Here is a 26,452-nt window from a genome sequence, read left to right on the forward strand (position 1 = left end):
TACGCGAGTAGAAGTCTGAAGGATCCTACAAAAGGGCCCCAGCACACCAGCCCGGTGAATTCAAGCGGAATACTCTCCGCCGACACCCGGCCGCCGAGACACGCGGAAACAATTGCCTGGGCTTCACAATGCGCCGCCCACCGCTGTACAAAGGAATGCAGAGGAACGCAATATTGTCCCCGGCTGACCGCGCCATCGGCATCTCCGCACGTCAGGGCGGTGCGTGCAGGCGAGACGGCGCGGTGATCCGCAGGAAAGGACCGATATCCGTGGCTCAGCGTGTGGTGGTCACCCTCTTCGACGACATCGACGGCGGAGAAGCGGCGGAAACGGTCGCGTTCGCACTGGACGGGAAGACGTACGAGATCGACCTGAATCCCGCCAATGCAAAGAAACTGCGCAAGGCCCTCGCCCCTTACCTGGCCGCCGGACGCAAGGTGAGTGCGGCAGGTCACAAGGCCGGGGCCCGGCCGCTCGGCGGCCCGCTCAAGCGCACCGCACTCGCCCCCGACCCGGCGGCGGTACGGGCCTGGGCGCAGTCCAACAAGATGGCGGTGCCGGCCCGCGGCCGCATCCCCAAGCGCGTCTACGAGGCGTTCCAGGCCGCGAGCTGACTCACGGGCGGACTCACGGGCGGGCTCACGAGCCGAGCCGCGAGCCGAGCCACGGGCCGCGGCAGCGGATTTGCACTGCACCCCCCATGATCCGCTAGAGTCTGGAGCACGCCGAGGGGCGAGGCCGCAGGCCAAGTCCCACGCAGCGTGCGGGTGTAGTTCAGTAGTAGAACAGCCCCCTTCCAGGGGGAAGCCGCAGTGTGCAATCCCTGTCACCCGCTCTGCACCGCATTACCGAGCACTCCGGTGCATCAGGTAGAGTGGTGCTCGCACCGCCCGGTGAAGCCGGTCGGAGGCATGCGGACGTGGCTCAGTTGGTAGAGCATCACCTTGCCAAGGTGAGGGTCGCGAGTTCGAATCTCGTCGTCCGCTCAGGGAGCGAAGGCCCCGGTTCTCAGGAACCGGGGCCTTCGTCGTGTCCCCGTTCCCAGTGTTCCCGTGCCTTCATCTGCCTCAGCCGCCGTCCCCGCCATGACATTTGTCAGTCCGGACGATGACAGCGCGCACTGCCGCGGGCCCACGGCCGGGCCGACGCTGGATCCATGACCAACGTGATCGAGGCGGACGCCCTCCACCGGACCTACACCGGCGGCTTCGAGGCTGTCGGGGGAATCTCCTTCACCGTGCCGCGCGGCGAGATCTTCGCCCTGCTCGGCACCAACGGCGCCGGAAAGACCTCCACCGTCGAACTCCTGGAGGGCCTGGCCGCCCCGAGCGGCGGCACCGTCCGCGTCCTCGGGCACGACCCCTACACCCAACGGGCCGCCGTGCGCCCCCGGATCGGCGTGATGCTCCAGGAAGGCGGCTTCCCCGCCGATCTGACCGTGGCCGAGACCGTACGCATGTGGTCGGGGTGCACCACCGGCGCGCGGCCGCTCGCCGAAGCCCTCGACTCCGTCGGACTCGGCCACCGCGCCGACGTCAGGACCAAACAGCTGTCCGGCGGCGAACGCCGACGGCTCGACCTCGCGCTCGCCCTGCTCGGCGACCCCGAGGTGCTCTTCCTCGACGAACCCACCACCGGACTCGACGCCGAGGGCCGCCGCGACACCTGGGAACTAGTCCGCGGCCTGCGCGCCCGCGGCACCACCGTGGTGCTCACCACCCACTACCTGGAAGAGGCGGAATCGCTCGCCGACCGGCTGGCGATCATGCACGGCGGCCGGATCGTCACCTCCGGCACCCCCGCCGAGGTCACCGCCGCCCAGCCCGCCCGGATCCGCTTCCGGCTCCCCGCCGGTGTCCCCGCCGCCCGGCTTCCGCTCCGGCTGCGGGCCGCCGAGGACACCGTCGGCGCCGGCCGCGTCGAACTCGGCCGCGTCGAGATCCGTACGTACGACCTCCAGGACGCGCTCACCGAACTGCTCGGCTGGGCGGACGCCGAGGGCGTACGGCTCGACGGGCTCGACGCCCGGTCCGCGTCCCTGGAGGAAGCGTTCCTGGAGATCGCGGCCTCCGGCGAGACCGCCCCCACCCCGTCCGCCCTCGGCATCTCCCAGAAGGCGAGCACCCGATGAGCACCCCGACCACGACGCCCGCGACGACCGCGACGACCACGGCCACGACCGCCGGCACCACCCGCGCCCAGGTCACCGGCGCCGCCGCACGGCTCCGCGCGCTCGGCCGGGCCGAGTTCACCCTGCTCCTGCGCAACCGATCGGCGCTCTTCGTCGCCGTACTGCTCCCCGTCCTCATGGTCGGCTCGATCCGCAGCTCCCTCGCCGAGGTCGACCTCAGCGACATCGGCCTCAGCGCCGCAGGCGCCGCCGTCACCGGCGGCATCGGGATGGCGCTGCTCATGGTCGTCCACGCCAATCTGGTCGCCGCGTTCGTCGCCCGCCGCGAGGGCCTGGTGCTCAAACGGCTGCGCACCGGCGAACCGCGCGACCTGGAGATCCTCACCGGGATCGCGCTGCCCGCCGCCGCGCTCACCGTGGCCCAGTGCGTGCTGCTCTCCGTCGGCGGCGTCACCGTCCTCGGACTCGGCGCGCCCACCCGGCCGCTGCTGCTGATCGCCGGGGTCCTGCTCGGCATCGTGCTGCTCACCGCGATCGCCGCCGCCACCTCGGCCGTCACCCGCACCGTGGAGAGCGCGCAGCTCACCACGCTGCCGCTGCTGCTCGTCTCGATCTTCGGCTCGGGCCTGTTCTTCCCGATCAGCATCCTGCCCGACCGGATCGCCGCCCTCTGCGAACTGCTGCCGCTGACCGGCGTCATGACGCTGGTACGGGCCGGGTGGTCCGGCACCGTCGAACCGGCCGACCTCGCCCTGGCCGCGCTCGCCGCCGTGGTCTGGATCGCGCTGTCCGCGTACGCCGTCCGCCGCTGGTTCCGCTGGGATCCGCGCCGCTGAGCTGTGACGATGGCGGGAGCGGGGATCCGGGATCCGAGATCCGGGATCCAGGTGCGGGATCCGGGATCCAGGTGCGGGATCCGGGATCCAGGTGCGGGATCCGGGATCCAGGTGCGGGATCCGGGATCCAGGATCCAGGTGCGGGGGACGGGAGGCGGGCGATGAGCGGGGACATGGCGGTGCGGATGAACAGGATGAAGAGCTGGCGCGGGCGCAGCGGCCTGGCGAAGGTCGACACGTACACCCGCGTCACCGCCTACATGCTGCTGTGGGTCGCCGTGCTCGTCACCTTCCTGATCTGCCTCACCGAACCGGTACGGCACCACTCCCCGCTGCTCCTGGTCCTGGCCGCCCCGGTCCTCGTGCTCGCCAACGGCGTCCTCGGACACCGCTTCCTGCGCTCCGCGATGAGCGCCTATCTGCGCCCGGGCGCCACCGTCCCGCGCCACCAGACGGTGGCGTCGGCGGTCGCCGCCGCCCTCACCGCCGGGGCGGTGCTCGCCGAGTCGGCCACCGCGCCGCTCGGCGCGGGCGGGCTGCCCGGCTGGCTCGGCGCCACCCTCGTCCCCTTCTTCTGCGGGCACTCCCTCGTCGTCCGGATCCGGACCATCGCCCTCCACCAGGCGCTGGTGGCCTGCGCGCTGCTGCCGCTGACGATGCTCACCGGTATCGGCCCGCCCCGCTCGGTCCTCGCCGTCGTGGTGGTCGCGCTGTGCAGCGGCTGGCTCGCGCTCACCGTGCGGCTCTCGCTGTGGACGCTCGGCGTGCTGTGGGAGCTGCGCGAGGCCCGGGACGTCCAGGCCCGGCTCGCGGTCGCCGAGGAACGGCTGCGGTTCGGCCGCGATCTGCACGACGTCATGGGCCGCAACCTGTCGGTGATCGCCCTCAAGAGCGAGCTCGCCGTCCAGCTCGCCCGGCGCGGCCGGCCCGAGGCCGCCGTGGACCAGATGACCGAGGTGCAGCGGATCGCCCGCGAGTCGCAGCGCGAGGTGCGCGAGGTGGTGCGCGGCTACCGCGAGGCCGATCTCCGGGTCGAGCTGGAGGGCGCGCGGGGCGTCCTCGGCGCCGCCGGGATCGTCTGCACGGTCGACGCGCCCCCCTTCGACCTGCCCGCCGCCGTGCAGTCGACGCTCGGCTGGGTGGTCCGCGAGACCACCACGAACGTGCTGCGGCACGGCGACGCCCGGCACTGCGCGATCACCCTGCGGAGGGAGCCGGACGGGGCGGTGGTGCTGACCGTGACGAACGACGGGGCGGGCGCGGTGACGGCCGTACCGGGGGCGGGTTCGGGGCTCGCGGGGCTGCGGGAGCGGCTCGGCCGGGTCGGCGGGGAGCTGGCCGCCGGGCCGGACGGTACGGACGGTACGGACGCGTTCACGGTCACCGCGACCGTGCCGCGGGGCGAGCACCCCGGGGCCGCGCGGAGCCAGGAATTCGGCGAAGAGTCCGGAGCGGACTCCGGAGAGGAAGAGGAGATGGCCCGATGACCGAGCACGGCAGGGCGGCGCGGACCGAGGAGCGGCCGCCCGGCCCCGTACGGGTGCTGCTCGCCGACGACGAGCATCTGATCCGGGGCGCGCTCGCCGCACTCCTCGCCCTGGAGGACGATCTCGCGGTCGTCGCCGAGGCGGCCACCGGACCCGAGGCGCTCGCGATGGCCCGGGCCCACCGGCCCGATGTCGCGGTGCTCGACCTCCAGATGCCGGGTGCCGACGGTGTGACGATCGCCACAGCGATCCGGGACGAACTCCCGGGCTGCCGCACCATGATCGTGACCAGCCACGGCCGCCCCGGGCACCTCAAGCGGGCCCTCGCGGCGGGCGTCCGCGGCTTCGTCCCGAAGACCGTCAGCGCCCAGCGGCTCGCCGAGCTGATCCGTACCGTGCACGCCGGAAACCGCTACGTGGACCCCGACTTGGCCGCCGACGCGATCGCCTCCGGGGACTCGCCGCTCACCGCCCGCGAGGCCGAGGTCCTCGAACTCGCCGCCGACGGGGCACCGGTGGCGGAGATCGCCAAGCGCGCCTCGCTCTCCCCCGGAACCGTCCGCAACTACCTCTCCTCCGCCGCCGCCAAACTCGGTGCGGAGAACCGTCACACGGCCGTGCGTCTCGCCCGCGCGAAAGGTTGGGTATAGTAAGCAGCGCGCTACGGCGCATGCGGACGTGGCTCAGTTGGTAGAGCATCACCTTGCCAAGGTGAGGGTCGCGAGTTCGAATCTCGTCGTCCGCTCCATGAAGAAGCCCCCGGTCGATCCGACCGGGGGCTTTCTCGTGTGCGCGCACTCCGTGTGGAGCGGGCGGAGCGGCGCGGCCTCAGGGGATCCCGGGGTTCCCGGGGCCCCTGAGGCCGGGGCGGTCCGTCAGGACCAGGTCTGGCCGGTGAGGAGTTCGTACGCCTCCAGGTACTTGGCGCGGGTCCGCTCGACGACCTCGGCGGGCAGCGCGGGCGGCGGCTGCTCGCTCTTGCGGTCCCAGCCCGAGGCGGGCGAGGTCAGCCAGTCGCGCACGAACTGCTTGTCGTACGACGGCTGGGCGCGGCCCGGCTGCCACTGGTCGGCCGGCCAGAAGCGCGAGGAGTCCGGGGTCAGCACCTCGTCGGCGAGCACGAGCCGGTCGCCGTTCTCGGTGCTCTCGAAGCCGAACTCGAACTTGGTGTCGGCCAGGATGATCCCGCGCTCACGGGCGATGTCCCGGGCCCGGCCGTAGACGGCGAGCGTCGACTGCCGCAGCAGCGCGGCGGTCTCGGCGCCGACCTGGCGGGCGACCTCCTCGTACGAGACGTTCTCGTCGTGCTCGCCGACGGCCGCCTTCGTCGCCGGGGTGAAGATCGGCGCGGGCAGCTCGGAGCCGTCGGACAGGCCCTCGGGCAGCGCGAGGCCGCAGACCGTGCGGGACTCGTCGTACTCGACCAGGCCGGAGCCGGTGAGGTAGCCGCGGGCCACGCACTCGACCGGGACCATGTTCAGGGACTTGCAGATCAGCGTGCGGCCCGCCCAGTCGGCGGGGGCGCCGGCCGGGAGCTCGGTCGACAGGACGTGGTTCGGGGCGAGGTCGCCGAGCCGGTCGAACCACCACAGCGAGAGCTGGGTGAGCACCCGGCCCTTGTCGGGGATCTCGGTGGGCAGCACCCAGTCGTACGCGGACATGCGGTCGCTCGCCACCATGACGAGGCGGCCGGCCTCGTCCCGGTAGAGATCGCGGACCTTGCCCGTGTGGAGATGGGTGAGGCCCGGGACCTGCACGGGTTCGGGCTTTTCTACGAATCCGGACACGGTTCCTCCGCGTAGGTAGATCCAGGAGCGCTCCGATTCTCTCGCACATCCGGACGGGGCGGACGCGCGGGGCGGCCCCGCCGCCCGGCCCGTGCTCCGGATGGGCTCGATCCCGGCTCGCGCGCGGCCCAGTCCCGGCTCGCGCGCGGCTCGGTCCCGGCTCAGTCGCGCTTGCAGATCCGGTCGAGGAGGTTGGCCGTGGCCCGCTGGACCCGGGCGTCCACATGGCCCGGCCGGTCGAGCGCCGGTGACCAGGCGAACGTCCCCGACGCGAACACCCACGCCCCGGACGGCGCCCGGTAGAGGCTGGTCTCCTGGTGCCGGGTCGCGCCCTCGCCGTCCTGGTACGGGGAGTGGGCGAGCAGGATGCGGCCCTGGTGCTCGGGCAGCGGGGTGCGCGGGTAGTAGCGGTCGGCCTCGCCCGCGACCAGGCCCGCGATCTCGTCGCCCTCGCCCGCGCCGGTCGCCTCCCAGAGCCAGTGGTCCGCGTTCCGTACGACCATCGGGTGCGGTTCGGGCACCCGGCCCGCGTACTGGATGCCGAGCAGCTGCTGCTCCGGCCGGTCGATCTCCCGCCACAGCGCCGGGCGGCCGGGGCCGCGCCGCTTGCGGCAGGTGAGCAGCCGGTCCGGCGCGCCGGACGGCGAGGCCGACAGCTCCACCTGCCAGTACATGGTGTTGGCGGACAGGAAGACGAGCGAGGTGCCCTGGTCACGGGCGAGTTCGACGGTCCGGCGCATCGGCACCGACCAGTACTCGTCGTGGCCGGGGAAGACCAGGCCCCGGTAGCGGCTCGGGTCCACCCGGCCCGCGTGCAGGTCGCGGGTCTCCGCGTACGCCAGGTCGTAGCCGTACCGCTCGGCCCAGCGGATGAAGTCGTAGGCGTGGCCGACGTGCAGCGGCAGGCCCGCGCCCGCGTAGGGGCGGTCGAAGGAGACGGTGACCGCCGCCTCGCCCTCGCCGAGCAGCCGGCCCTCCTCGTCCCAGGCGTGGTAGAGGCTGGCGCCGGTGTGCCCGTCCTCGGGGTAGAGGTTGTACGCCTGCCAGGTCACGTCCGGCAGTACGAGCAGCAGGTCCGCCGGGTGGCTGTCGCGGACCGTGAACGGGATGTGCGAGCGGTAGCCGCCGACCGTGGTGAGCACGGCGACGTACGCGCCGATCGACCAGTAGCTCGGGACCTGCAGCCGCCAGGACTGCCACCAGTGGTGGCAGGAGACGGTCCGGTCGGCGGTCAGCGGCGCGGGCTGGACGATCCCCGCGAGCCGCGGACTGGTGGTGATCTTCGAGGCGCCGTCGCCGCCGTAGTGCCCGATCCGGTAGATGTCGACCGAGAACTGCTGCGGCGGGTCCACGGTGACGTGGAAATCGATCGCCTCGCCGGGTGCCACGGCCGCGTTGGAGACGAAGCCCTTGATCTGGCCGTGCACGTCGTCGGCCGTGCGCGGGCCGCCCGCGCCGCCCCTGGCCAGGGTCTCGTCCGCGTACCACGGGACCATCTGACCGGTGTCGTCGAAATAGTTCTCCGAACCGCGCAGCCAGGGCAGCGGGCCCTGTCCGAACGGATCCGACACGGCGTGGGCCAGCGCGCCCGACTCCCACCGCCGCCTGTTCTGTTCCGCCCCCATGACGCGCCCCTCCCTCGACTCCCCCGGTCGGCCGGTCTCGACTGCCTCGACTGTTCGGCTTCTCGGCTGTTCGACTTCTCGGCTGTACGGCCGTTCCTGCCGGTGGTCCTGCCGTGGTCCTGCCGTGGTCTTGCCGCTGGATCCTGCCTCTGTCAGTGCCGGTCTCCAGCACATCACATAACGCGCGCACTCCGTCACCGTTCGTCGTGAATCGGCGAGAGTGGAAGACGGCCCTCCGGAGCGGGCGCCCCGAGCGGGCACCCCGAGCGGCGCCCCGAGCCGGGGTCAGACCAGCCGGACCGGCTTCTCGGGGCGCACCCCGGCCTTGGTCAGCCAGGCCCGCAGCGGCTCCGGGTCGCCGTCCTCGACCAGGCACAGCACGGCCGGGGCGAGGTCGGTGCTCCGGCTGCCCCCGAGCAGCAGGGCGGGGCCGTCCAGCCAGTCCAGGCCGGGCGCCGCGTCGGCGGTGTCGACGGCCGCGCAGCAGACCATCGCCGTCACATGGTCGGCGAGCAGGTCACGCCCGGTGCGGGGCGGCTGGAGCGGGAACAGCGGCAGCGGCCCGTCCGGGCCCTCGGCGGCGGGCACGACCGGTCGCCGCTCCTCCTCGCGCACGGTCTGCGCGGTGAGCGCGGCGGCGAGCACCTCGGCCGCCGCCGTCCCGGCCCCGGCCCCGGCCAGGTCCGGTTCGTCGTCGTACGCGCCGCGCCGCTCGTCGTACGCGTCCCGCTCCTCGGGCCGTACGGCGCCGGGCGCGGCCGTCAGGTGGCTCATCACCCGGGCCAGGGTGGGCGCGTCGGTCACCGCGCCCCCGGTCGGGCCGGGGCCGGCCGGGGTGCCGGCGCCGAGCCGGTCGAGGACCTGGTGGAGGCGGGCCGCGTCGGCGCGCCATTTGCGGTCGACGACCTCCTCCGCGTACTCGCTCCACTCCACCGGGGCCCAGTCGGGGCCCGGTTCGGCCGGGGCGCCGTGGAAGAGGCGGGCGGCGAGCAGCGAGGTCGCCGCGTCGACCGTGCCCGGCTCCTCCAGGAGGTCGCAGGCGGGGCGCTCGCCGAGCCGGGAGGTGAAGCCGTCGGCCAGCCGGTCGCGCCGGGACAGCTCGGTGAGCGCCGACACCACTCCGGCGTCCAGCCGGGCGGGCCAGCGGCCCATCCGCCAGGCGGGCAGCGCGACCCGGGTGAGCAGCCGGTCCCAGCCCGCGTAGGCGAGGCCGACCTGCTCCTGGGCGACGATCCGCACCCCGTAGTCCACGGCCTGGGCGCGCTCCGAACCGGCCGCGGCGACCCCGCGCTCCATCTCGGCGGCGTGGCCCCGGCAGCCCTGGAGCATGAGCCGGGCCAGCCGGCCGACGCCCCGGGCGCCGAGCCTGCGCAGCGGGTCGAGGCCGGGGGTGTCGGGTGCGGCGACGGCCGCGTCGAGGCCGCGCACGAAGCGGCGGGCGGCGGCTATGTCGGGGTGCGCGGCCGGGCCCGTACCGGCGACGACCGGGGCGAGCACGGCGCGCAGCTCGGCGACGCGCATCCACCACATGAACGGCGAGCCGATGACGAGGACCGGCGCTTCGGGGGCCGCGCCGGGCGCGCGGCGGGCGCCGCGCGCGTGCGCCGGGTGGGAGCGGTCCTCCAGCCAGCTGTCGCAGTCGGGCGTCAGGGCTATCGCGGAGGGCGCGGGCACGCCGAGCCGGTCGGCGAGGTCGCGCACCAGGCGGTAGAGGTCGGGGGCCTGGCGCTCGGTGAGCTCCACCGTCGGGGTCACGGCGGGCCTGGACCTGGCGACGACGAGGGCGACGGCGGCGGCGACCAGGAGCACGACCACGGCGATCAGGGCGGTCACCCAGCGGGCGGTGTCCCAGCCGGGTCCGGTGAGGTGGCCGGTGACCCCGCCCGCGTACAGGACGACGGCGACGGCGGCGGGGAGCACCGCGACGCCGAGGGCCCTGCCGCGGACCCTGAGCACCGCGAGGGCGCGGACGCGGGCGGCGCGCGCGCCGAGCTCCTCGCCGACCGCGGATCCGGTGGCTGTCACGCCGTACCTCACCCCCTCCTGCCCTCGATGGGACTGCCCGTGGCGGTGTTGCTCACTCCCCCACTGTGGCACCCGTCACTGACATCGCAATGTCGGTGGGCCAAGTGCCGGACTCTCCCGGGAACGCCTCGGTGGCACCCCGGAAGCTTCCCCGGGAATGCCTCCGCCGCACCCTAGTTGGGGTGTCGGCGGGCGTCATCCAGATGGGCGAGTCGTCACCCGATGGAATGGCTTTGGGCAAAGGTGATGACGGTGGCGCGGTCGTACGCTTCACTGTGCGACCGCGCCGCTCGACGTCGTACGGCGCCGGTACGGCAGGGGGCCGTCAGCCCCGCGCGGCCTTCTCGGCGATGTCCGTGCGGTGCTGTCCGCCGTCAAGACGGATACGGCCGACCGCCGCGTAGGCACGCTCGCGGGCCTCCGACAGGTCCGTTCCGGTGGCGGTGACCGAGAGCACCCGGCCACCGGCGCTCACGACGGCGTCGCCGTCCCGGCGGGTCCCGGCGTGCAGCACGTACGCGTACGGCGCGTCCCGCTCCGCGACCTCGGCCAGGCCCTCGATCGGGTCGCCGGTGCGCGGGGTGTCCGGGTAGTTGTGGGAGGCGACGACCACGGTGACGGCGGCGTCGTCCCGCCAGTTCAGCGGCGGCTCGCTGTCGAGGGTGCCGTTGGCGGCGTTCAGCAGGACGCTGGCGAGCGGGGTCTTCAGACGGGCGAGCACGACCTGGGTCTCCGGGTCGCCGAACCGCGCGTTGAACTCGATGACCCGCACCCCGCGGCTGGTGATCGCGAGGCCCGCGTAGAGCAGCCCGGCGAACGGGGTGCCGCGGCGGCGCAGTTCGTCGACGGTCGGCTGGAGCACGGTCGCCATGACCTCGTCGACCAGCTTGGGGTCGGCCCACGGCAGCGGCGAGTAGGCGCCCATGCCGCCGGTGTTGGGGCCCGCGTCGCCGTCGAGCGCGCGCTTGAAGTCCTGCGCGGGCTGCAGCGGCAGCACGGTCTCGCCGTCGGTGATCGCGAAGAGGGAGACCTCGGGGCCGTCCAGGAACTCCTCGATGACCACGCGGTCGCAGGCCAGCGCGTGCGCGCGGGCGGCGGCGAGGTCGTCGGTCACGACGACGCCCTTGCCCGCGGCGAGACCGTCGTCCTTGACGACGTACGGAGCGCCGAAGGCGTCGAGCGCCTCGTCGATCTCCTCAGGGGTGGTGCAGACGTAGCTGCGGGCGGTGGGGACCCCGGCGCCGGCCATGACGTCCTTGGCGAACGCCTTGGAGCCCTCCAGCTGCGCCGCTTCTCGGGACGGGCCGAAGCAGGGGATGCCGGCCGCGCGGACGGCGTCGGCGACGCCCGCGACGAGCGGGGCCTCCGGGCCGACGACGACGAGCCCGGCACCGATCTCGGTGGCGAGCAGGGCGACGGCCGCCCCGTCGAGCTGGTCGACCGGGTGGAGCTCGGCGACCTCGGCGATCCCGGCGTTGCCGGGCGCGCAGTGCAGAGCGGTGACGTCGGGATCGAGGGAGAGGGAGCGGCACAGGGCGTGTTCGCGGGCGCCGCCGCCGATGACGAGGACCTTCACGCCAGCCAGGGTAGCCCGCGGCGCGGACCGGTCCTTGTGCGGGCCACCGAGCGAGACGGCGCTACTCGTTGGTGTATTCCTCCAGGACCGTGGCACCGAGCTCGCGCACGATCAGGTCGTGACCGGACAGCGCCGAGTCCACGAGGTCCGGGTCGTCCTCCTCCGGCACGTCGTCCTCGGGGGCGACCGGCGGCGGTCCCTGCGGCACCGGCGCGGGCGCCGGGGCGTGCTGGGGCGCGGGCGCGGCGGCCTGCGGGGCGGCCGCCTGCGGCGGCGCCGAGGGGGCGGGCGCCGGGGCCTGCGGCGCGGGGGCGGGCGCGGGCGGGCGGCCGGCGCCGCCGGAGCCGTACCCCCCGCCGCCACCGGAGCCGTATCCGCCGCCACCGCCGAAGCCGCCACCGCCGCCCGCGGCGGGCGGCGGGTTGGCGCCGCCGGACGGGTCGACGATCGCCTCGACCTTCCAGTTCACCTGGAACTGCTCGGCGAGGGCCGCCTTCAGGACGTCCTCGCTGCCGCTGCTCGCGAAGTTGTCGCGGGCGCCCGCGTTGAGGAAGCCGAGCTGGAGGGTGGTGCCGTCGAAGCCCGCGACCTGCGCGTTCTGCGAGAGGAGGATCCAGGTGAAGCGGCGCCGGTTCTTCACGGCGTCGAGGATCTGCGGCCACATGCTCCGCACCTGGCCCGCGCCGGCCGCCATGTTCCCGGCCGGGGCCGGTCCCCCGGGCGCGGGGGCCTGCGGGGCCGGGGCGGTGGGCTGCGGCGCCGGTACGGGGGCGGGCGCGGGCGCGGCGGACCCGCCCCCGGCTCCCGGCCAGGCGCCGGGGGTCCCGCCGCCGGGCCGGGCGGCACCGGGCCAGGCCCCGGGGGCCGGGGCGGCGGGCGCGGGCGGCTGGACCGGTGCGGGCGCGGGCGGCTGGACCGGGGCGGGGGCCTGCTGCACGGGCGCGGGTGCCGGGGCCGGGGCCTGCTGCGTCGGCGCGGGCGCCTGCACATGGGCGTCGGGCCCGGGCACGTACCCCATCTGCGGGGCGGGCGAGCTGGTGGTGAAGACGGCGGCGGGCGGCGCGGCGGCGGCGCCGCGCTCCAGCCGGTCGAGGCGCGCCTGGAGGGAGCGCTCGTCGTCGAAGGCGGCGGGCAGCAGCACGCGCGCGACGATCAGCTCCAGCTGGAGCCGCGGCGAGGTGGCGCCGCGCATCTCGGTGAGCCCGGCGTTGACCAGGTCGGCGGCGCGGCTGAGCTCGGCGGCGCCGAACACCGACGCCTGCGCCTGCATCCGCTCGATGACGTCGACGGGGGCGTCGACCAGGCCCTTCTCGGCGGCGTCCGGCACGGCGGCGAGGATCACCAGGTCGCGCAGCCGCTCCAGGAGGTCGGCGACGAAGCGGCGGGGGTCGTTGCCGCCCTCGATGACACGGTCCACGACCTCGAAGGCGGCGGCGCCGTCGCCGGAGGCGAAGGAGTCGACGACGGAGTCGAGCAGCGAACCGTCGGTGTAGCCGAGCAGGGAGGTCGCCATGGCGTACGTCACACCGACGTCGGTGGCGCCGGCGAGCAGCTGGTCCATCACGGACATCGAGTCACGCACCGAACCGGCACCGGCCCGCACGACCAGCGGCAGCACGCCGTCCTCGACCGGGATCCCCTCCCGGCCGCACACCTCGCCCAGGTACTCGCGGAGCGTGCCGGGCGGGACGAGCCGGAACGGGTAGTGGTGGGTCCGGGACCTGATGGTCCCGATGACCTTCTCGGGCTCGGTCGTCGCGAAGATGAACTTGAGGTGCTCCGGCGGCTCCTCGACCACCTTCAGGAGGGCGTTGAAGCCCGCCGAGGTGACCATGTGGGCCTCGTCGATGATGTAGATCTTGTAGCGGCTGGACGCGGGCCCGAAGAACGCCTTCTCGCGCAGGTCACGGGCGTCGTCCACACCACCGTGCGAGGCGGCGTCGATCTCGATGACGTCGATCGAGCCCGGCCCGTTGCGCGCGAGGTCCTGGCAGGACTGGCACTTCCCGCAGGGCGTCGGGGTGGGACCCTCCGCACAGTTCAGACAGCGCGCGAGGATGCGCGCGCTGGTCGTCTTGCCGCAGCCGCGCGGCCCGCTGAACAGGTACGCGTGATTGACCCGGTTGTTCCGCAGCGCCTGCTGCAGCGGGTCGGTGACATGCTCCTGCCCGATGACCTCGGCAAAGGATTCCGGGCGGTAGCGGCGGTACAGCGCGAGAGACGACACGTGTACGAGGTTATAGGCGCCCACCGACAAACCGGGCCGGACGGCCGACCCCCACGGCTCTCCCCGGAAAACGCAAGCGCCCCCCACGCACCCGCCAGAGCCGACCTACCCTTGCTGCCTTCCGGCCCTGGGGGAGTTCAGTCAGATAGCGCCACGTGAGGGGCTCCGCCAAGGGTACCCGATCCCCACCCCCACCCGCCCCACCCCCTCCCCCGCGCACCCCACCTCGACGGACCTCCGCCGATCGGGTTCGTGAGCACCCCCCGGAGTCATGTAATGTTTGCGCCGGAGGATTCGCCTAGTGGCCTAGGGCGCACGCTTGGAAAGCGTGTTGGGGGCAACCCCTCACGAGTTCGAATCTCGTATCCTCCGCCAGTGCCTCACCGGGCACGATGTCGAAGGCCCCGCTGCTCGCAGCGGGGCCTTCGTCGTGCCGTGGTCGCGTTTCTGGTTGCGTTTAGATCGCATCAGTACAGCATCTTTCGGTTCATACGTGGGCGAGGCCGCCCTCCAGGCGCCGCTATCGGGGAGGAACACCTTCCGTTCCGCACCCGCGAACCCGGCGAAGGCGCCATCCTTGAAGTCTGCGCCGGAGCGGCTTCGGCGCTGCTCCGGCGCGGTTCGACGAGGTGCCCCATGAAATCCCGATCAACGCTGGCGTCCTGGCTGGGCAGCCTCGACGCTCCGCGCCTGGCACGCGTGCTCGCCGCGCGGAAGGACACGGCGTCATCTCCGGAGCCGCGGACGGTGGGGGAACTGGCGGACCGCCTCCAGCGCCCGGGATCGGTAGCGGTGGCCCTGCCGCGGCTCCCCCTGCCGTGCCTGCAAGGGGCCGAGGCGCTGGCGGCACTGGGAGAACCGGCGTCGCACGATGCCCTGGCGAAGCTGCTGGGGGCGACGGACAGCGAAGCCGCCCGCGGGCTGGACTCCACGCTGGCGATGCTGGCCGATCACGCACTGGTGTGGCCGGACGACACCGGAGCGCTCCGCATGGCCTCACCCCTGCGGCAAGCGTGGGACTCACCCCTGGGGCTGGACACCCCTCTGGAGAAGCTGCTGGCAGGCGTGCCCTCGGACGAGCTGCGCACCATGCTCGTCACCCTCGGCATCAAGCCACCCGGCACCAAGCAGCAGCGCCTGGCGGCCTTGGTGGATCACCACAGCGACCCGCAAGCCATCGCCACACTGGTGGCACGGGCACCCGCAATCACACGGAAGCTGCTTGCCCGCCGAGCGGACTCCACGGCGGGGCAGCGGCAGTTCATCATGTTCGGGTCACCCGGGCCCGACCTCGAACCCGGCGCGCGATGGGCACTCGACCGGGGGCTCCTGATCGTGGACCGCCACCGGTACGGCCCCGCGCGCATGCCCGTCGAAGTCACGCTGGCACTGCGCGGGCCGGACTGGCACGCCCCGTTCGATCCCCTTCCGCCCTCCGTGCGATCGGTGGCCGTCGGCTCCGCCGAGGTGGAGCGGGAGGCCGCAGCCGCGGCCACGGCGTTCGCCTCCCAGGCCGCGTCGGTTCTGGCTGCCTGTTCGGTGTCCCCGCCGGCCAGACTCAAATCCGGTGGGATCGGCGCCCGTGAACTGGCCCGGATCGGCAAGGCGTCCCAGGCCGACGACGCCGTCGTACGCCTCACCCTGGAAGCCGCGTACGCCGCCGGACTGCTCGGCCGGGACGGCGACCGTATGGCGCCCACCGGGGCATACGACGCCTGGGCGGAGCAGGAGCCCGCCGGGCGACTCGCCGTACTGCTCCAGGCATGGCACAGCCTGGCGCTCACCCCCACCCAAGCGCGTGACGAGGACAACAAGGCGCTCCCCGCCCTCGCGGGAGCACCCCCCTGCGGCGGCTGCCTGCAGGCCCGGCGCGGGCTGCTCCACGCGGCGTCGCAGCTTCCGGCGGGGCGCGGCGCGACCACCGCCGCGGACCTGGGGCCGCTGGTGGCCTGGCATCGCCCGCTCGCCGACGCGTCGCCCCTGGACGGGACACCGTTCGCCGCTCTGATCCGCGAGGCCGAGCTGGTCGGCGTACTCGCGCGCGGCGCGCTGTCCCCCCTCGGTAGCACCCTGCTGGAAGACGACCCGGCAGGACTGGCCACTACCTGCCGAGAGCTCCTGCCCACGGCTACCCGAACGGCCCGGATCGGTGCCGACCTCACCGCAATCGTCACCGGCACGCCGTCCGCGCCACTCGCCGCGCTGCTGGATTCCGTCGCCGACCGCGAGACCAGCGGCACGGCCTCGGTGTGGCGGTTCAGTACCGGCAGTGTCCGCCGGGCCTTGGACGCCGGGCACACACCGGACGACCTCACAGCCGATCTGGCCGCCGTCACCACCGGACCGCTGCCCCAGCCCCTGTCGTATCTCATCGCCGACACCGCACGCAGTCACGGCCGCGTGCGCGTCGCCCCCGCCGCCTGCGTCATCCACGGCGAGGAGCCGGCGCTGCTCGCCGAGCTCGCCGCCCACCGCAAGCTCGCCGAACTCGGCCTGCGACAGCTGGCTCCCACGGTGCTGGTCAGCCGCAGCCCGCTGGAGACGACCCTCGCCGCGCTCCGGGCCGAGGGCTACGCCCCCGTCGCCGAGACGGCCGACGGAACCGTACGCATCGAGAAGACCCGATCGCAGAGGGCCGCCGCCGTACCGACCCTCCGAAAGGCCGGCAAGGGCGCCGACCGCCACAGCGCGGTCCATCACACCGAGAGGACACCGGCCGCCCCCGACCCGAACGCCCTGGCCGCCCGCCTGCTCACCGCCCCGCCCACCACCCCGGACCCCGACCCCTTCGGCAGCGGGGTCCCCTTCGGCACCGACACCGAGGAGATCGTCGCCGGGTGGGCGAAGCGGCTGTCCTACACCGATGTCCGCCAGCTCGCCCACGCCATCGACACGGGAACACCCCTCACCGTCGAATACGCCGCCACCTCCGGCAACCGCACGGTGCGCACCCTCAGCCGCCTCGAACTCGACCCGCCCTACCTCGAAGCCTGGTGCCACCTGCGTGAAGCCGAACGGGTCTTCACTCTGTCCCGCATCCAAGGCGTCATGCCGGTGTAGGCGAGGCCGCACGCACAAGTTCAGCGCTGCAGCCCGAGGATCAGACGGACGGAGTCCTCCACACGGTGCAGTTCCCCCGGAGCGAGCAGGCCCAGCTTCCGTCGCAACCGCGACTTCGCCACCGTGTGAAGGTCCGCGCAGTTCACGTACGACTCGTCGTGCTTCGTCAGCCCGGCGTCAGGCCCGATCGGGACATGGGTGACCTGGGGACCTGACGTACCCGTGATCAGCGCGACCGTCACCGAAGCGAGCGGCTCAGCGATCCGGTTGACGGTGAGGACGACGACGGGGTGCGGCCCCACTGGTTGTGGCAGCGCGCACACCCACACCTCGCCGCGAAGCGCCGTGCCTGGACTCACCACTGCATCTCGTCTGCTGCCGCAAGCTCCGCGTCACTCGGCTCGACCACGCCGTCAGGCAGAGGCGCACCCTGCTCCTGGTAGAAGGCGCGGATCTCTTCGGCCGCCCCTACCTCGGCCGCTTCCCGCGCGAGGAGCCTAAGCCCTTCGCGAAGAGCGTCCGAGGTCGAGGTGAGGTTCAGTGTCCGCATGACCTCCTGAAGGGCCTGCATCTCATCGCCACGGAGCCGGACCTGCGCCAACCGACTGGGCCCGAGCACAGCCGCTGCATTTCGCCTCGTCGCCGTCGCGGCAGCCTTCTTGGCTGCCTTCCTCTTGGGAGCTGCTGCGGTATCCATGCCTCCTCCAGCCTGTCGTACAAATGTCATACACATAGTGTGGGGCGAGTGACCGGCCTGGTCAAGGCATCCCCGAAGGACCGCCGCCCGCTCAGGCAAGGCCAGGAACGCTGCGAGCGGGACCAGGCAAGCGGCCCGGCCGACCGCCTCGTCGTGTTCCGGCGCGCCCCGCCACATCCCGTCGGACCGAACACGCACCCCGATCCCGCCCTTGTGTTCGTTTTGTTTCGTCTGCGCGTGTTGTCGCAATTGGCGGAAATCCATCGTGTCGGCAGTCGAAGTACGCCAACATCCCCATATGGACCAGGGACAGACACATGGGTAGGCGCGAACGCCGCCGCAGGCGGGAGCGGGTGGGGGCCCCGGGGCCGGTCGTGCGGGAGTTTCCGGTGGGGGCTCCGCGGATTCGCGTGGTGATCCGGCACGACGCTCCCGAGGAGGCGCGGCGGATCAGCCTGCTCTACTGGGAGGTCAAGGAGAACGGCACCTGGGCCAGGACCGTGAGCAGCATCGGGGTCACCGGGGACGTCGGTGCGGTGGCCACCGGGCACTCCCATGCCGTGCTGCTCGACTGCCCGTGCGCCAACTGCTCCGAACCGATCGCCGTCACCAACCGCTCCTGGGCCAACAAGATCGGCGGGAAACACCTCGACGCCGAGGCTCCCCCGTACCTCTGCCCGGACTGCACCGCGGTCCAGCGGCAGGAGGAGGACGAGCGGCGGCAGCGTGCCGAGGAGGCCAGGCGCGCCGAGCAGGAGCGCGTGGAGCGGCTGATCGGCGCCGCGCTGAAGGACGAGGACGCGAAGAGCGAGCCGGCCGGCCCCCTCGCCGAGGTGGACCCGCGCGCCCTGGCCCTCTATGCGGCCTTGGTCCAGCACGCCACCGGCGGTCCCGGCAACCTCCTCCCCAGTCTCACCGCCGTCGGCCCGCTGGGCTGGACCGGCGACACCGAGCAGGACGGCGAGTTCCTCCTGAGCCTGTACGCCGCCGGTCTGCTCGCCCTCGCCCGGGAGAGCCCCACGGAGGCGTTCCTCCCCACGGAGGACGACGAAGGCGTCACCTTCTACGTCGCGGACGTCGCCTGGCGGCTCGTCGGCGGACCCGCCGCCAGGCGCGCACGCGCCGAGGAGATCACGTACACCCTCCTGACCCGGCCGGGCCCCGACGGAGCGGCCGCCCGCGAAGCGCTCAGGACGCTGACCGCCCAGGCGGAGACCGCGGACGTGATCGCCTACCTCAACGGCGTGCTCGGCAGGCAGCACAGCTGTCCCGAGACGCCCGAGGCGCGCCGCGACGAGCTCGCGGGCATCATCCGGAAGGGCTTCGAGCACGGGTACAGCACGGGCCAGATGTTCTGTTTCGCCTGGGGCGCCGCCCGGTCCGCGGCGACCTGGCGGGACGAGACCCCCGGGGTGGGGGCCCCGGAGGCGGCGTCCGCCTCGGTGACCGGCCTGAAGACGCGGATCGGCAAGGCGATCGAGTGCGGTTACGACATCTCCGCGTACGACGTGCCCCGCTGGCACCGGGCTCCCCTCGCGCTCGACGGCCTCCGCACGCTGCGCGAGGACATCCGCCGGGTGTACGACCGCGCCGTCATCGACGCCTGCACCCGCTGCGACCAGCAGGGCTTCAAGGAGACGGTCCGCGCGGGGACCGGCACGAAGGCCCTGTGGCGCTGCACCCATCCCGTCGAGATCCCGGCCCCCGATCCCGTACGAACCGCGACTCCCGATCCCGTGGGGATCCCGACCCCCCGGCAGTCGCCGGAGGTGAAGACAGAGAACGCGACCGGGACCGCGACCGAAGGGGAGGTCCTCCGGGGCGACGAACCTCCGCCCACCGCCTCCGCGCCCTCCCCGTCCCCGTCAGCCCAGTTCGTCGCCCGCGAGCCGTAGCGCCAGTTCCTGGAGCAGCGTCTCGGTGTCCGGCCCCGCGCCCGTGGCGTCGTGGGCCTGGGCGACGGTGTCGAAGGCCAGGATGAAGCCGTTGACCAGGGCGCTGAGGGGTTCGGAAAGCTGGGCGAGCACCGCGAGGCCCACCTCCTCGGCGCCCGCCCCGTCCGGTACCGCGAACCGCACCGGGATCACCTCTCCCAGCAGGTCGGACGCCAGGCTCTCCTCGACGCCGCCCCGCAGTGCCGTCAGCGCGGCGATGGCCTTCAGCTTGATCTCGTTCTCGTACGCGGTCATCCGAGGAGCGTAGGAGGAGCGGGGCGCGGCCGGTGGGACGGCGGACAGCGCGTCGGGCCGGGCCTCGTCGGGCCTGGTCGCGTCGGGGTCAGGCCGCCGGGGTCAGTTCGCCGACCGGGGTCGCGGCCGGGGTCGGGGTCGGGGTCGGGGTCGGGGCGGCCGGGACCGGGGCGGGCTCCGGCCGGGTGCGGGCCGTGACCCGGCTGGTCAGGGCCAGCGTGCCGGCCGCCGCCGCGAGGCCCACCACCAGGGCCGTCCACCACAGGGCGGCCGGGCCGATCCCGGTGTAGACGCTCACGCCCAGGGTCAGCGCGCCGAACCGGGCCACGCCCCAGGTCCAGCTGAAGGCGCCCTGGTAGCGGCCGCGGGCGTGGGCCGGGGCCAGGTTGGCGACGACCGCCGCGCCGATGCCCGCGACCACCACCTCGCCGAGCGACCAGACGGCCACCGACACCGCGAACCCCAGGACCCCGTCGGCGATCCCCGTCAGGGCCACCCCGAGCGCGATCAGGGCGCTGCCCGCCACGTGCACCGGGATCTGCGGCAGCCGGGCGAGCCGCGCGGTGGTGAACGGCTGGAGGGCGACGACCAGGATCGCGTTCAGCGCGGCCACCGTGCCGTACACGGCGGGCGAGTGCCCGTGGTCGCGGATCGCCAGCGGCAGGGCGACCTCGGTGAGCGAGTAGACGAACAGCTGGGCGCCGAACAGCGGCAGGAGCAGCAGCGCGAGCCGGTCGCGCAGCACCACGCCGTAACCGAGGCCCTCACCGGCGGGCCGCGGGCCGCGCGCCGGTTCGGCCAGCCGGACGGCCACCACCCCGGCGAACAGCAGCATCGAACCGGCGTCGACGGCGAACAGCAGCCAGTAGCCCTGGGCGGCGAGGAAGCCGCCGAGGACACCGGCGACCGCCGTGCCGATGTTCACGCCCCAGCCGAACAGGGCGTAGGCGCGCTGCCGGTGCTCCGCGTCGACGGCGTCGGTCATCAGCGCGTACGAGGCGGGCGAGACGGCCATCCCCGCGGCGCTGATCAGCAGCGCGGCGGCGGCCATCGTCCACACCCCGGGCGCCACGAACAGCGCGCCCTGCGCGACCGCCGAGCCGACCAGACCGATCAGCATCGTGGGGCGCCGTCCGATCCGGTCGGCGAGGACCCCGCCGACGGCCGGGCCGATCAGGTTTCCGGCACCGAGCGCGGCCAGCACATAGCTGGTCCCGGCGCCGGTGACGCCGCGCGAGGCGAGGAAGAAGACGAGGAACGGGGTGACGAGGAACCCGAGGCGGTTGATCACGGTCCCGGCGAACAGGGTCCAGACCACGGACGGCAGATTGCTGAAGGAGGAGGGCATGGCGAGAGCTTGCGGGGCTGGGCCACCACCCCTCCAATGATTAAGCTCAGGCCGAATCGACCGTGCCGCAGGGGGTGTCACGGGGTTCCGACCAGGGGGCACACCACCGCACATGGACACCGGACTCAGCTTCTCCGCCGCCGACCTGGCCCAGACCCGCTTCGCGGTCTCCCCCATGTGGGAGGTCATCACCAGCTACCGGCTGCTCCTCGCCGACACCGACCCGCCGCTGCACCGCTCCTGGGCCCAGCAGGTACGCCCCCGGTTCCGCAGGGCCGGACTCGACCGCGGCCTGCTCGCCCGGCTGATCCCCGCGGACGGCTACGTCGCCGACTTCCTCAACCCCACCCCCGCCGGGCCGTTCCCCACCCTGGAGGCCGAGCTCGACGCGATCCGCCGCACCCCCGTCGAACAGCTCCGCCCCGACCTCGCCCTGCTCGGCCTCGGCATCCCGGCCGAACAGCTCGACCTCGACCGGCTCGCCGACGAGATCCTCGCCTACTGGGAAGTCGCCCTCGCCCCCTACTGGGCGCGCATCAGGGCCGTCCTGGAAGCCGACGTCTTCCACCGCGCCCGGCAGGTCGCCGAACACGGCTCCGCGCGGGTCCTCGGCGAACTCCACGAGACCGTCCGGTGGGACGACGGCACCCTGCTGCTCGTCCGCCGCGCCTGCTCGCTCCACCGCGACGAGACCGGGGCCGGGCTGCTGCTCGTACCGTCCGCGTTCATCTGGCCCCGGGTGCTGACCCGCTCCGTCGCCCCCGACCCGCCCCAGCTCGCCTATCCCGCACGGGGGATCGGCAACCTGTGGGAACCCCGTACCGTCACGACCGCCACCGAGGCCGTCGCCGGGGTGCTCGGCCGCTCCCGCGCGCTGCTCCTCGCCGAGCTGGACACCCCGGCCTCGACCACCCAGCTCGCCGCCGCGTTCGGCCTCTCGGCGCCCGCCGTCTCCCAGCACCTGGTGGCCCTGCGCAACGCCGGTCTGGTCAGCGCCCACCGCACCGGCCGCTCGGTGCTCTACGCCCGTACGGCCGTCGCCGACGCGCTGCTCTGCCCGGACACGGCCCGCAAGGAGTACGCGTGACGGGGCGGGCCCAGGGGGTGGAATGGACCGAGCGCGTCCTCGTACGGAAGGGGGAGGGGCCCGAAGACGCGGTACGGCTCTCCCTCCGCGACTGGGGCGTCGGCGGGGGCGAAGGTGGTGACGGGGCGGCGGCCGTGCTCCTGCTGCACGGGCTCGCCGGGCACTGCGGCGAATGGGACGACCTGGCCCGCCGGTTGCGCGCCGACGGGCACCGCGTGCTCGCGCTCGACCAGCGCGGCCACGGCGCCAGCGAGCGCCGCCCCGCCGACGTGTCCCGGGCGGCCTACGTCGCCGACATCGACGCCGTCATCTCCGAACTCGGCCTGAGCGGTGTGGTGTTGATCGGCCAGTCGTACGGCGGACATGCGGCGCTCCTCGCCGCCGGGACGGGTGCCGGGGGCGTGGCCGGGGCGGTGCTCGTGGAGGCCGGGCCCGGTCGTGACGACCCCGAGAGCTTCCAGGCCGTCGCCGACTGGCTGCGCGGCTGGCCGGTGCCGTTCCCCTCCCGCGAGGCGGCCGTCGCCCACCTCGGCGGCGGCCCCGTAGGGGAAGCCTGGGCGGACGGCCTCGAACCGCACGACGACGGACTGCGCCCCCGGTTCGACCCCGAGATCCTGATCGCCTCGCTGCGCGAGAACACCACCCGCTCGTGGTGGCGGGAGTGGGCCGCGATCGACGTGCCCGTGCTCGTCGTCCTCGGCCGGCACGGCATCATCGGCGCGGCCGACCACGCCGAGATGGCCCGGCTGCAGCCCGACCGGATGCGGTCCGTGAGCGTGCCCGACGCCGGTCACGACCTGCACCTGGAGCAGCCCGAGACCCTGTACCGCCTGGTCCGCGACTTCCTCGCCGCCCCCACCCGCGCCGTGGCCGAAAGCCCTTGCGCTGGAGCGCGCTCCAACACCTAGATTGCGCCGCATGCGCTATCGGGTACTCGGGGGAACCGGGATCGAAGTCAGCTCGTACTGCCTCGGCACCATGATGTTCGGTGCCGTCGGCAATCCTGATCACCAGGATTCCGTACGGATCATCCACTCAGCCCTCGACCGGGGCATCAACTTCGTCGACACCGCCGACATGTACTCGGCGGGCGAGTCCGAGGTCATCGTCGGCAAGGCGCTCAGCGACCCGCTGCGCCGCGACGCCACCGTGCTCGCCACCAAGGTGTACTTCCCGGTCGGCGGCGACGGGCCCAACCGGGGCGGTCTGTCCCGGCGTTGGATCGTCCAGGAGGTCGAGAACAGCCTGCGGCGGCTCGGCACCGACTGGATCGACCTCTACCAGGTCCACCGCCCCGACCACCGCACGGACCTTGAGGAGACCCTCGACGTCCTCGGCGACCTGGTCACCCAGGGCAAGATCCGCGCCTTCGGCTGCTCTGCCTTCCCCGCCGACCTGATCGTCGAGTCGCACGCCGTCGCCGAGCGGCGCGGCCTGCGCCGCTTCCGCACCGAGCAGCCGCCGTACTCGCTGCTCGCGCGTGGCATCGAGACCGCCGTCCTGCCGACCGCCCAGCGGTACGGCATGGGCGTGCTGACCTGGGCGCCGCTGGCGTCCGGCTTCCTCACCGGCAAGTACCGCAAGGGGCGGGCGGTCGACCTCGGCAGCGGCCGCGCCGCGCTCACCCCGCACCGCTTCGACCCGGCGCTGCCCGGCAACGCCGCCAAGCTCGACGCGGTCGAGCGGCTCGTCGCGCTCGCCGACGAGCTCGGCCGCACCCTGCCCGAGCTGGCCATCGCGTTCGCCGCCACGCACCCGGCCGTCACCTCGGTGATCCTCGGCCCGCGCACGATGGACCAGCTCGACGGGCTGCTCAAGGGCGCCTCCCTGGTCCTGACCGACGAGGTCCTGGACCGGATCGACACGATCGTGCCGCCCGGCACCGACCTCTACCGCGCCGACGGCGTCTGGCAGCCGCGCTCCCTGACCGAACCCGCGCTGCGGCGGCGGCCGATGGGCGAGCGGGCCGCCGCCGACTGAGCCGGACCGTCACTCCGGCGGATGCCCGCTGTCGGCCGGTCGGCCGACAGCGGGCATCCGCCGGGCGCGTTGTCGAGAAACCAGGACCTGTTCCGACGTCCCCTGTGAGAGAACCCCGTGAGGGGTACGCGTGATCACGGTCCAAGGAGGACGTCATGAAGTACCTGGTGATGGTGCAGGGCTCGCAGGCCGACTACAACGCCATGAACGGCAGCCCGTCGCCGCAGAGCCCGGCCTGGAGCGAGCAGGAGCTCCGCGCCATGTTCGCCTACATGAACGCGATCAACGACGACCTGGCCGAGACCGGTGAGCTGGTCGACGCGCAGGGCCTGGTGGAACCGGCCAGGACCCGGTTCGTCACCGCCGACGCCGAGGGCCGTCCGGTCGTCAGCGACGGCCCGTACGGGGAGACGAAGGAGGTCCTGGCGGGCTACTGGGTCCTGGACTGCACCAGCCTCGACCGGGTCACCGAGATCGCGGCCCGCGTCGCCCAGTGCCCGCAGCCGGCCGGGGCGCCGGAGTACCCGGTGGTGATCCGCCCGGTCGACGAGGCGGGCGGATCGGAGCTCGGCGCCGGGGGTGCGGGTGCCGACGGCGGGGCCTGAGGACTCCGAGGGACCCGAGGGGCCTGGATGGCCTGGATGGCCTGAGGGGTCGGCCGGGCCGGTGGGACCTGAGGGGTCGATGGGGCCCGACGGGCCTGAGGGACCCGAGGGACCTCCGCCCCCGCCCGGCCCCGGCCCCGCCCCGAACCCGTCGAGGACCTGCTGCGCCGTCACGCGCCGCAGGTCCTCGGTGCGCTCGTGCGCCGGTACGGGCATTTCGCCGCCGCCGAGGACGCCGTACAGGAGGCACTGCTCGCCGCCGCCGGGCAGTGGCCTCGGGACGGCGTGCCCGGCAACCCGCGCGGGTGGCTGATCCGGGTGGCTTCGCGGCGGCTCACCGACGCGCTGCGGGCTGACGAGGCCCGCGCCCGGCGGGAGGCGACCGCGGTGCGGCTCCAGCCGCGCGAGGTGCGGGCGGCGCCCGCCGACGACGACACGCTGGCCCTGCTCTTCCTGTGCTGCGACCCGGTGCTGCCGCCGCCCGCCCGGATCGCGCTGACCCTGCGCGCGGTCGGCGGCCTGACCACGGCGGAGATCGCCCGCGCCTTCCTCGTGCCGGAGGCGACGGTGGCTGGGGGCACCTCCCATGCCGAAGGCCATGGGGGAGGATCAGCCGGGCGAAGGCCAAGCTGCGCGCCGCCGGGGCCGACCACCGCTTCCACCCGCCGGGTGAGGACGACGGTGGCCGGGGCCGCTGACCCCGGCCTCGTACCGCGCTCACCGTCGGCGCAGCAGCGTGGGCAGCACGTACCAGAGCCCCGCGAACATCAGGCAGCTCAGGCAGGTGACCACGACCGCCCCGGTCCGGCCGATCACGACGTCGAGCAGAAGCAGCAGCACCGTGTTCAGCGCGAGCGCGAGGACGACCAGACCGGCCCGCGCGAGCCGGGCCGACCAGGCGACGATCCGGTCCTTCTCGCCCTGCCGGAACAGCACGCGGTGGATCGCGACCGGCGAGGCGAGCAGGGCGGACGCGATGACGGTGAGGAGCAGCGCGGCGACGTAGATGTCCTGCTGGACGTCGGTGAGCCCGAGGAAACGGGGCGTGAAGGCGACGCCGAGGAGGAAGGCGAAGACGATCTGGACCCCGGTCTGGAGCACCCGCAGCTCTTGGAGGAGCTCCAGGAGGTTGCGGTCCGCGCGTTCGTCCGCGGTCTCATGGCGGTCCGGATCCGAACGGTCCGGCTCCGGTCGGTCCGGATCCGAACGGTCCGGATCGGAGTCTCGTGCCGGTGGCGGGTCATCGGCCATGTCTCCACCCTCGCCCTCCGCCCGGCCGTACGCGACGCGACGCGACGCGACGCGACGCGACCGCGGGCCGCGCCGGGCGGTGTCATCCTTGGTGGTCGTCGGGATTCTTCGACGGGACCCCACCACGGGGAGTAAATTACCCCCTGGGGTATCTGTGAGGAGTGATGGGCTGTGGAACTTGATCTCGCGGGCGCCGAGCTGAAGTCGGTCCTGAACCGGCTGCGCCGGGCGCAGGGCCAGATCTCCGGCGTGATCCGGATGATCGAGGAGGGCCGTGACTGCGAAGAGGTCGTGACCCAGCTCGCCGCCGCCTCCCGCGCCCTCGACCGGGCCGGGTTCGCGATCATCGCGACCGGGCTCCAGCAGTGCCTGACCGACATGGAGAACGGGCGCAAGGACGGCGAGGACCCCGAGCAGATGCGGGCCCGCCTGGAGAAGCTCTTCCTCTCCCTGGCCTGAGCGCCACCGGACGCCACCGGACACCACCGAAGGCCCGCGACCGAACGGACGAAGCACCCCTGGGGATGTCTCCCCAGGGGTG

At 73.7% G+C, this 26,452-nt stretch carries 22 protein-coding genes, 4 tRNA genes, 1 other RNA gene and 1 pseudogene; 17 read left to right on the forward strand and 11 right to left on the reverse strand.

Going from position 1 to position 26,452, the window contains the following annotated elements:
• Nucleotides 1–269: 269 nt before the first annotated feature.
• The 8 genes from ACIPXM_RS33810 (at nucleotide 270) to ACIPXM_RS33845 (ending at nucleotide 5,202) form a co-directional block, all read left to right on the forward strand.
• Nucleotides 270–614, forward strand: coding sequence for an Lsr2 family protein (locus ACIPXM_RS33810; RefSeq protein ID WP_401663517.1), 345 nt, complete (start codon nucleotides 270–272; stop codon nucleotides 612–614).
• Nucleotides 615–763: 149 nt separating this feature from the next.
• Nucleotides 764–835, forward strand: a tRNA-Gly gene (locus ACIPXM_RS33815).
• 78 nt (nucleotides 836–913) lie between these two features.
• Nucleotides 914–986: transfer RNA gene (locus tag ACIPXM_RS33820), tRNA-Gly, on the forward strand.
• A gap of 170 nt (nucleotides 987–1,156) precedes the next feature.
• Entirely contained in the window at nucleotides 1,157–2,131 is a 975-nt protein-coding gene (locus ACIPXM_RS33825) for an ABC transporter ATP-binding protein (RefSeq protein WP_401663519.1), read from the forward strand.
• Nucleotides 2,128–2,967 carry an ABC transporter permease gene (locus tag ACIPXM_RS33830; protein WP_401663521.1) on the forward strand — a complete coding sequence of 280 codons (840 nt, stop codon included), beginning with the start codon at nucleotides 2,128–2,130 and terminating at the stop codon, nucleotides 2,965–2,967. The genes ACIPXM_RS33825 and ACIPXM_RS33830 overlap by 4 nt, the downstream gene beginning before the upstream one ends.
• 161 nt (nucleotides 2,968–3,128) lie before the next feature.
• Nucleotides 3,129–4,454: a sensor histidine kinase gene (locus ACIPXM_RS33835; protein ID WP_401663523.1), complete on the forward strand. Its 1,326-nt coding sequence runs from the start codon at nucleotides 3,129–3,131 to the stop codon at nucleotides 4,452–4,454.
• Nucleotides 4,451–5,104 carry a response regulator gene (locus tag ACIPXM_RS33840; RefSeq protein WP_401663526.1) on the forward strand — a complete coding sequence of 218 codons (654 nt, stop codon included), beginning with the start codon at nucleotides 4,451–4,453 and terminating at the stop codon, nucleotides 5,102–5,104. Before ACIPXM_RS33835 ends, ACIPXM_RS33840 begins: the two co-directional genes overlap by 4 nt.
• Nucleotides 5,105–5,126: 22 nt before the next feature.
• Nucleotides 5,127–5,202: transfer RNA gene (locus ACIPXM_RS33845), tRNA-Gly, on the forward strand.
• 127 nt (nucleotides 5,203–5,329) lie between these two features.
• Here ACIPXM_RS33845 and ACIPXM_RS33850 read toward each other — a convergent pair.
• The 6 genes from ACIPXM_RS33850 to ffs form a co-directional block, all read right to left on the reverse strand.
• The gene (locus ACIPXM_RS33850; protein ID WP_401663528.1) at nucleotides 5,330–6,241 is read right to left on the reverse strand and encodes a phosphoribosylaminoimidazolesuccinocarboxamide synthase; all 912 of its coding nucleotides are present in this window, start codon (nucleotides 6,239–6,241) and stop codon (nucleotides 5,330–5,332) included.
• A gap of 161 nt (nucleotides 6,242–6,402) precedes the next feature.
• On the reverse strand, nucleotides 6,403–7,866 hold the full coding sequence (locus tag ACIPXM_RS33855; RefSeq protein ID WP_401663530.1) for a N,N-dimethylformamidase beta subunit family domain-containing protein: 1,464 nt from the start codon (nucleotides 7,864–7,866) through the stop codon (nucleotides 6,403–6,405).
• Nucleotides 7,867–8,151: 285 nt separating this feature from the next.
• The gene (locus tag ACIPXM_RS33860; protein WP_401663532.1) at nucleotides 8,152–9,891 is read right to left on the reverse strand and encodes a hypothetical protein; all 1,740 of its coding nucleotides are present in this window, start codon (nucleotides 9,889–9,891) and stop codon (nucleotides 8,152–8,154) included.
• 325 nt (nucleotides 9,892–10,216) lie between these two features.
• The gene (gene purD, locus ACIPXM_RS33865) at nucleotides 10,217–11,467 is read right to left on the reverse strand and encodes a phosphoribosylamine--glycine ligase (protein ID WP_401663534.1); all 1,251 of its coding nucleotides are present in this window, start codon (nucleotides 11,465–11,467) and stop codon (nucleotides 10,217–10,219) included.
• Nucleotides 11,468–11,528: 61 nt separating this feature from the next.
• Entirely contained in the window at nucleotides 11,529–13,694 is a 2,166-nt protein-coding gene (locus tag ACIPXM_RS33870) for a DNA polymerase III subunit gamma and tau (RefSeq protein ID WP_401663537.1), read from the reverse strand.
• Between the two features lie 69 nt (nucleotides 13,695–13,763).
• Nucleotides 13,764–13,862: signal recognition particle sRNA small type (gene ffs, locus ACIPXM_RS33875), an RNA gene on the reverse strand.
• 119 nt (nucleotides 13,863–13,981) lie between these two features.
• Here ffs and ACIPXM_RS33880 point away from each other — a divergent pair.
• Nucleotides 13,982–14,069: transfer RNA gene (locus tag ACIPXM_RS33880), tRNA-Ser, on the forward strand.
• A gap of 261 nt (nucleotides 14,070–14,330) precedes the next feature.
• The gene (locus ACIPXM_RS33885) at nucleotides 14,331–16,754 is read left to right on the forward strand and encodes a helicase C-terminal domain-containing protein (RefSeq protein ID WP_401663586.1); all 2,424 of its coding nucleotides are present in this window, start codon (nucleotides 14,331–14,333) and stop codon (nucleotides 16,752–16,754) included.
• 20 nt (nucleotides 16,755–16,774) lie between these two features.
• Here ACIPXM_RS33885 and ACIPXM_RS33890 read toward each other — a convergent pair whose 3' ends face one another.
• Together ACIPXM_RS33890 and ACIPXM_RS33895 are read right to left on the reverse strand one after the other, a co-directional pair.
• Nucleotides 16,775–17,113 (reverse strand): type II toxin-antitoxin system PemK/MazF family toxin, encoded by a 339-nt coding sequence (locus tag ACIPXM_RS33890; RefSeq protein WP_401663539.1) that lies wholly within the window; start codon nucleotides 17,111–17,113, stop codon nucleotides 16,775–16,777.
• The gene (locus ACIPXM_RS33895; RefSeq protein WP_401663542.1) at nucleotides 17,110–17,451 is read right to left on the reverse strand and encodes a hypothetical protein; all 342 of its coding nucleotides are present in this window, start codon (nucleotides 17,449–17,451) and stop codon (nucleotides 17,110–17,112) included. The genes ACIPXM_RS33890 and ACIPXM_RS33895 overlap by 4 nt, the downstream gene beginning before the upstream one ends.
• Before the next feature lie 413 nt (nucleotides 17,452–17,864).
• Between ACIPXM_RS33895 and ACIPXM_RS33900 the strand changes: the two genes are divergently transcribed.
• Nucleotides 17,865–19,346 carry a hypothetical protein gene (locus ACIPXM_RS33900; RefSeq protein ID WP_401663545.1) on the forward strand — a complete coding sequence of 494 codons (1,482 nt, stop codon included), beginning with the start codon at nucleotides 17,865–17,867 and terminating at the stop codon, nucleotides 19,344–19,346.
• Here ACIPXM_RS33900 and ACIPXM_RS33905 read toward each other — a convergent pair.
• Both ACIPXM_RS33905 and ACIPXM_RS33910 read right to left on the reverse strand, forming a co-directional pair.
• Complete coding sequence (locus tag ACIPXM_RS33905; RefSeq protein ID WP_401663547.1) at nucleotides 19,317–19,640, reverse strand: hypothetical protein; 324 nt, start codon at nucleotides 19,638–19,640, stop codon at nucleotides 19,317–19,319. The two genes, ACIPXM_RS33900 and ACIPXM_RS33905, sit on opposite strands and share 30 nt — an antisense overlap.
• Nucleotides 19,641–19,728: 88 nt before the next feature.
• The gene (locus ACIPXM_RS33910; RefSeq protein ID WP_401663550.1) at nucleotides 19,729–20,988 is read right to left on the reverse strand and encodes an MFS transporter; all 1,260 of its coding nucleotides are present in this window, start codon (nucleotides 20,986–20,988) and stop codon (nucleotides 19,729–19,731) included.
• 112 nt (nucleotides 20,989–21,100) lie between these two features.
• On the opposite strand from ACIPXM_RS33910, the gene ACIPXM_RS33915 reads away from it, so the two are divergent.
• From ACIPXM_RS33915 to ACIPXM_RS33935, 5 genes and pseudogenes are all read left to right on the forward strand, one after another.
• Entirely contained in the window at nucleotides 21,101–22,075 is a 975-nt protein-coding gene (locus ACIPXM_RS33915) for a DUF5937 family protein (protein WP_401663552.1), read from the forward strand.
• Nucleotides 22,072–22,983: an alpha/beta fold hydrolase gene (locus ACIPXM_RS33920; protein ID WP_401663554.1), complete on the forward strand. Its 912-nt coding sequence runs from the start codon at nucleotides 22,072–22,074 to the stop codon at nucleotides 22,981–22,983. Before ACIPXM_RS33915 ends, ACIPXM_RS33920 begins: the two co-directional genes overlap by 4 nt.
• Nucleotides 22,984–22,993: 10 nt before the next feature.
• Entirely contained in the window at nucleotides 22,994–24,055 is a 1,062-nt protein-coding gene (locus ACIPXM_RS33925) for an aldo/keto reductase (RefSeq protein WP_401663556.1), read from the forward strand.
• A 155-nt stretch (nucleotides 24,056–24,210) separates the two neighbouring features.
• Nucleotides 24,211–24,660, forward strand: coding sequence for a YciI family protein (locus ACIPXM_RS33930; protein WP_401663558.1), 450 nt, complete (start codon nucleotides 24,211–24,213; stop codon nucleotides 24,658–24,660).
• 159 nt (nucleotides 24,661–24,819) lie between these two features.
• Nucleotides 24,820–25,287, forward strand: a pseudogene (locus tag ACIPXM_RS33935) (sigma factor); the annotation flags it as partial.
• Nucleotides 25,288–25,377: 90 nt separating this feature from the next.
• Here ACIPXM_RS33935 and ACIPXM_RS33940 read toward each other — a convergent pair.
• On the reverse strand, nucleotides 25,378–25,911 hold the full coding sequence (locus ACIPXM_RS33940) for a DUF6328 family protein (protein WP_401663560.1): 534 nt from the start codon (nucleotides 25,909–25,911) through the stop codon (nucleotides 25,378–25,380).
• A gap of 171 nt (nucleotides 25,912–26,082) precedes the next feature.
• On the opposite strand from ACIPXM_RS33940, the gene ACIPXM_RS33945 reads away from it, so the two are divergent.
• Nucleotides 26,083–26,370: a metal-sensitive transcriptional regulator gene (locus tag ACIPXM_RS33945; protein WP_401663563.1), complete on the forward strand. Its 288-nt coding sequence runs from the start codon at nucleotides 26,083–26,085 to the stop codon at nucleotides 26,368–26,370.
• Nucleotides 26,371–26,452 lie beyond the last annotated feature (82 nt).

Origin of the sequence: Streptomyces sp. NPDC090025 (assembly GCF_044748125.1) — a bacterium.
Taxonomy (GTDB): domain Bacteria; phylum Actinomycetota; class Actinomycetes; order Streptomycetales; family Streptomycetaceae; genus Streptomyces.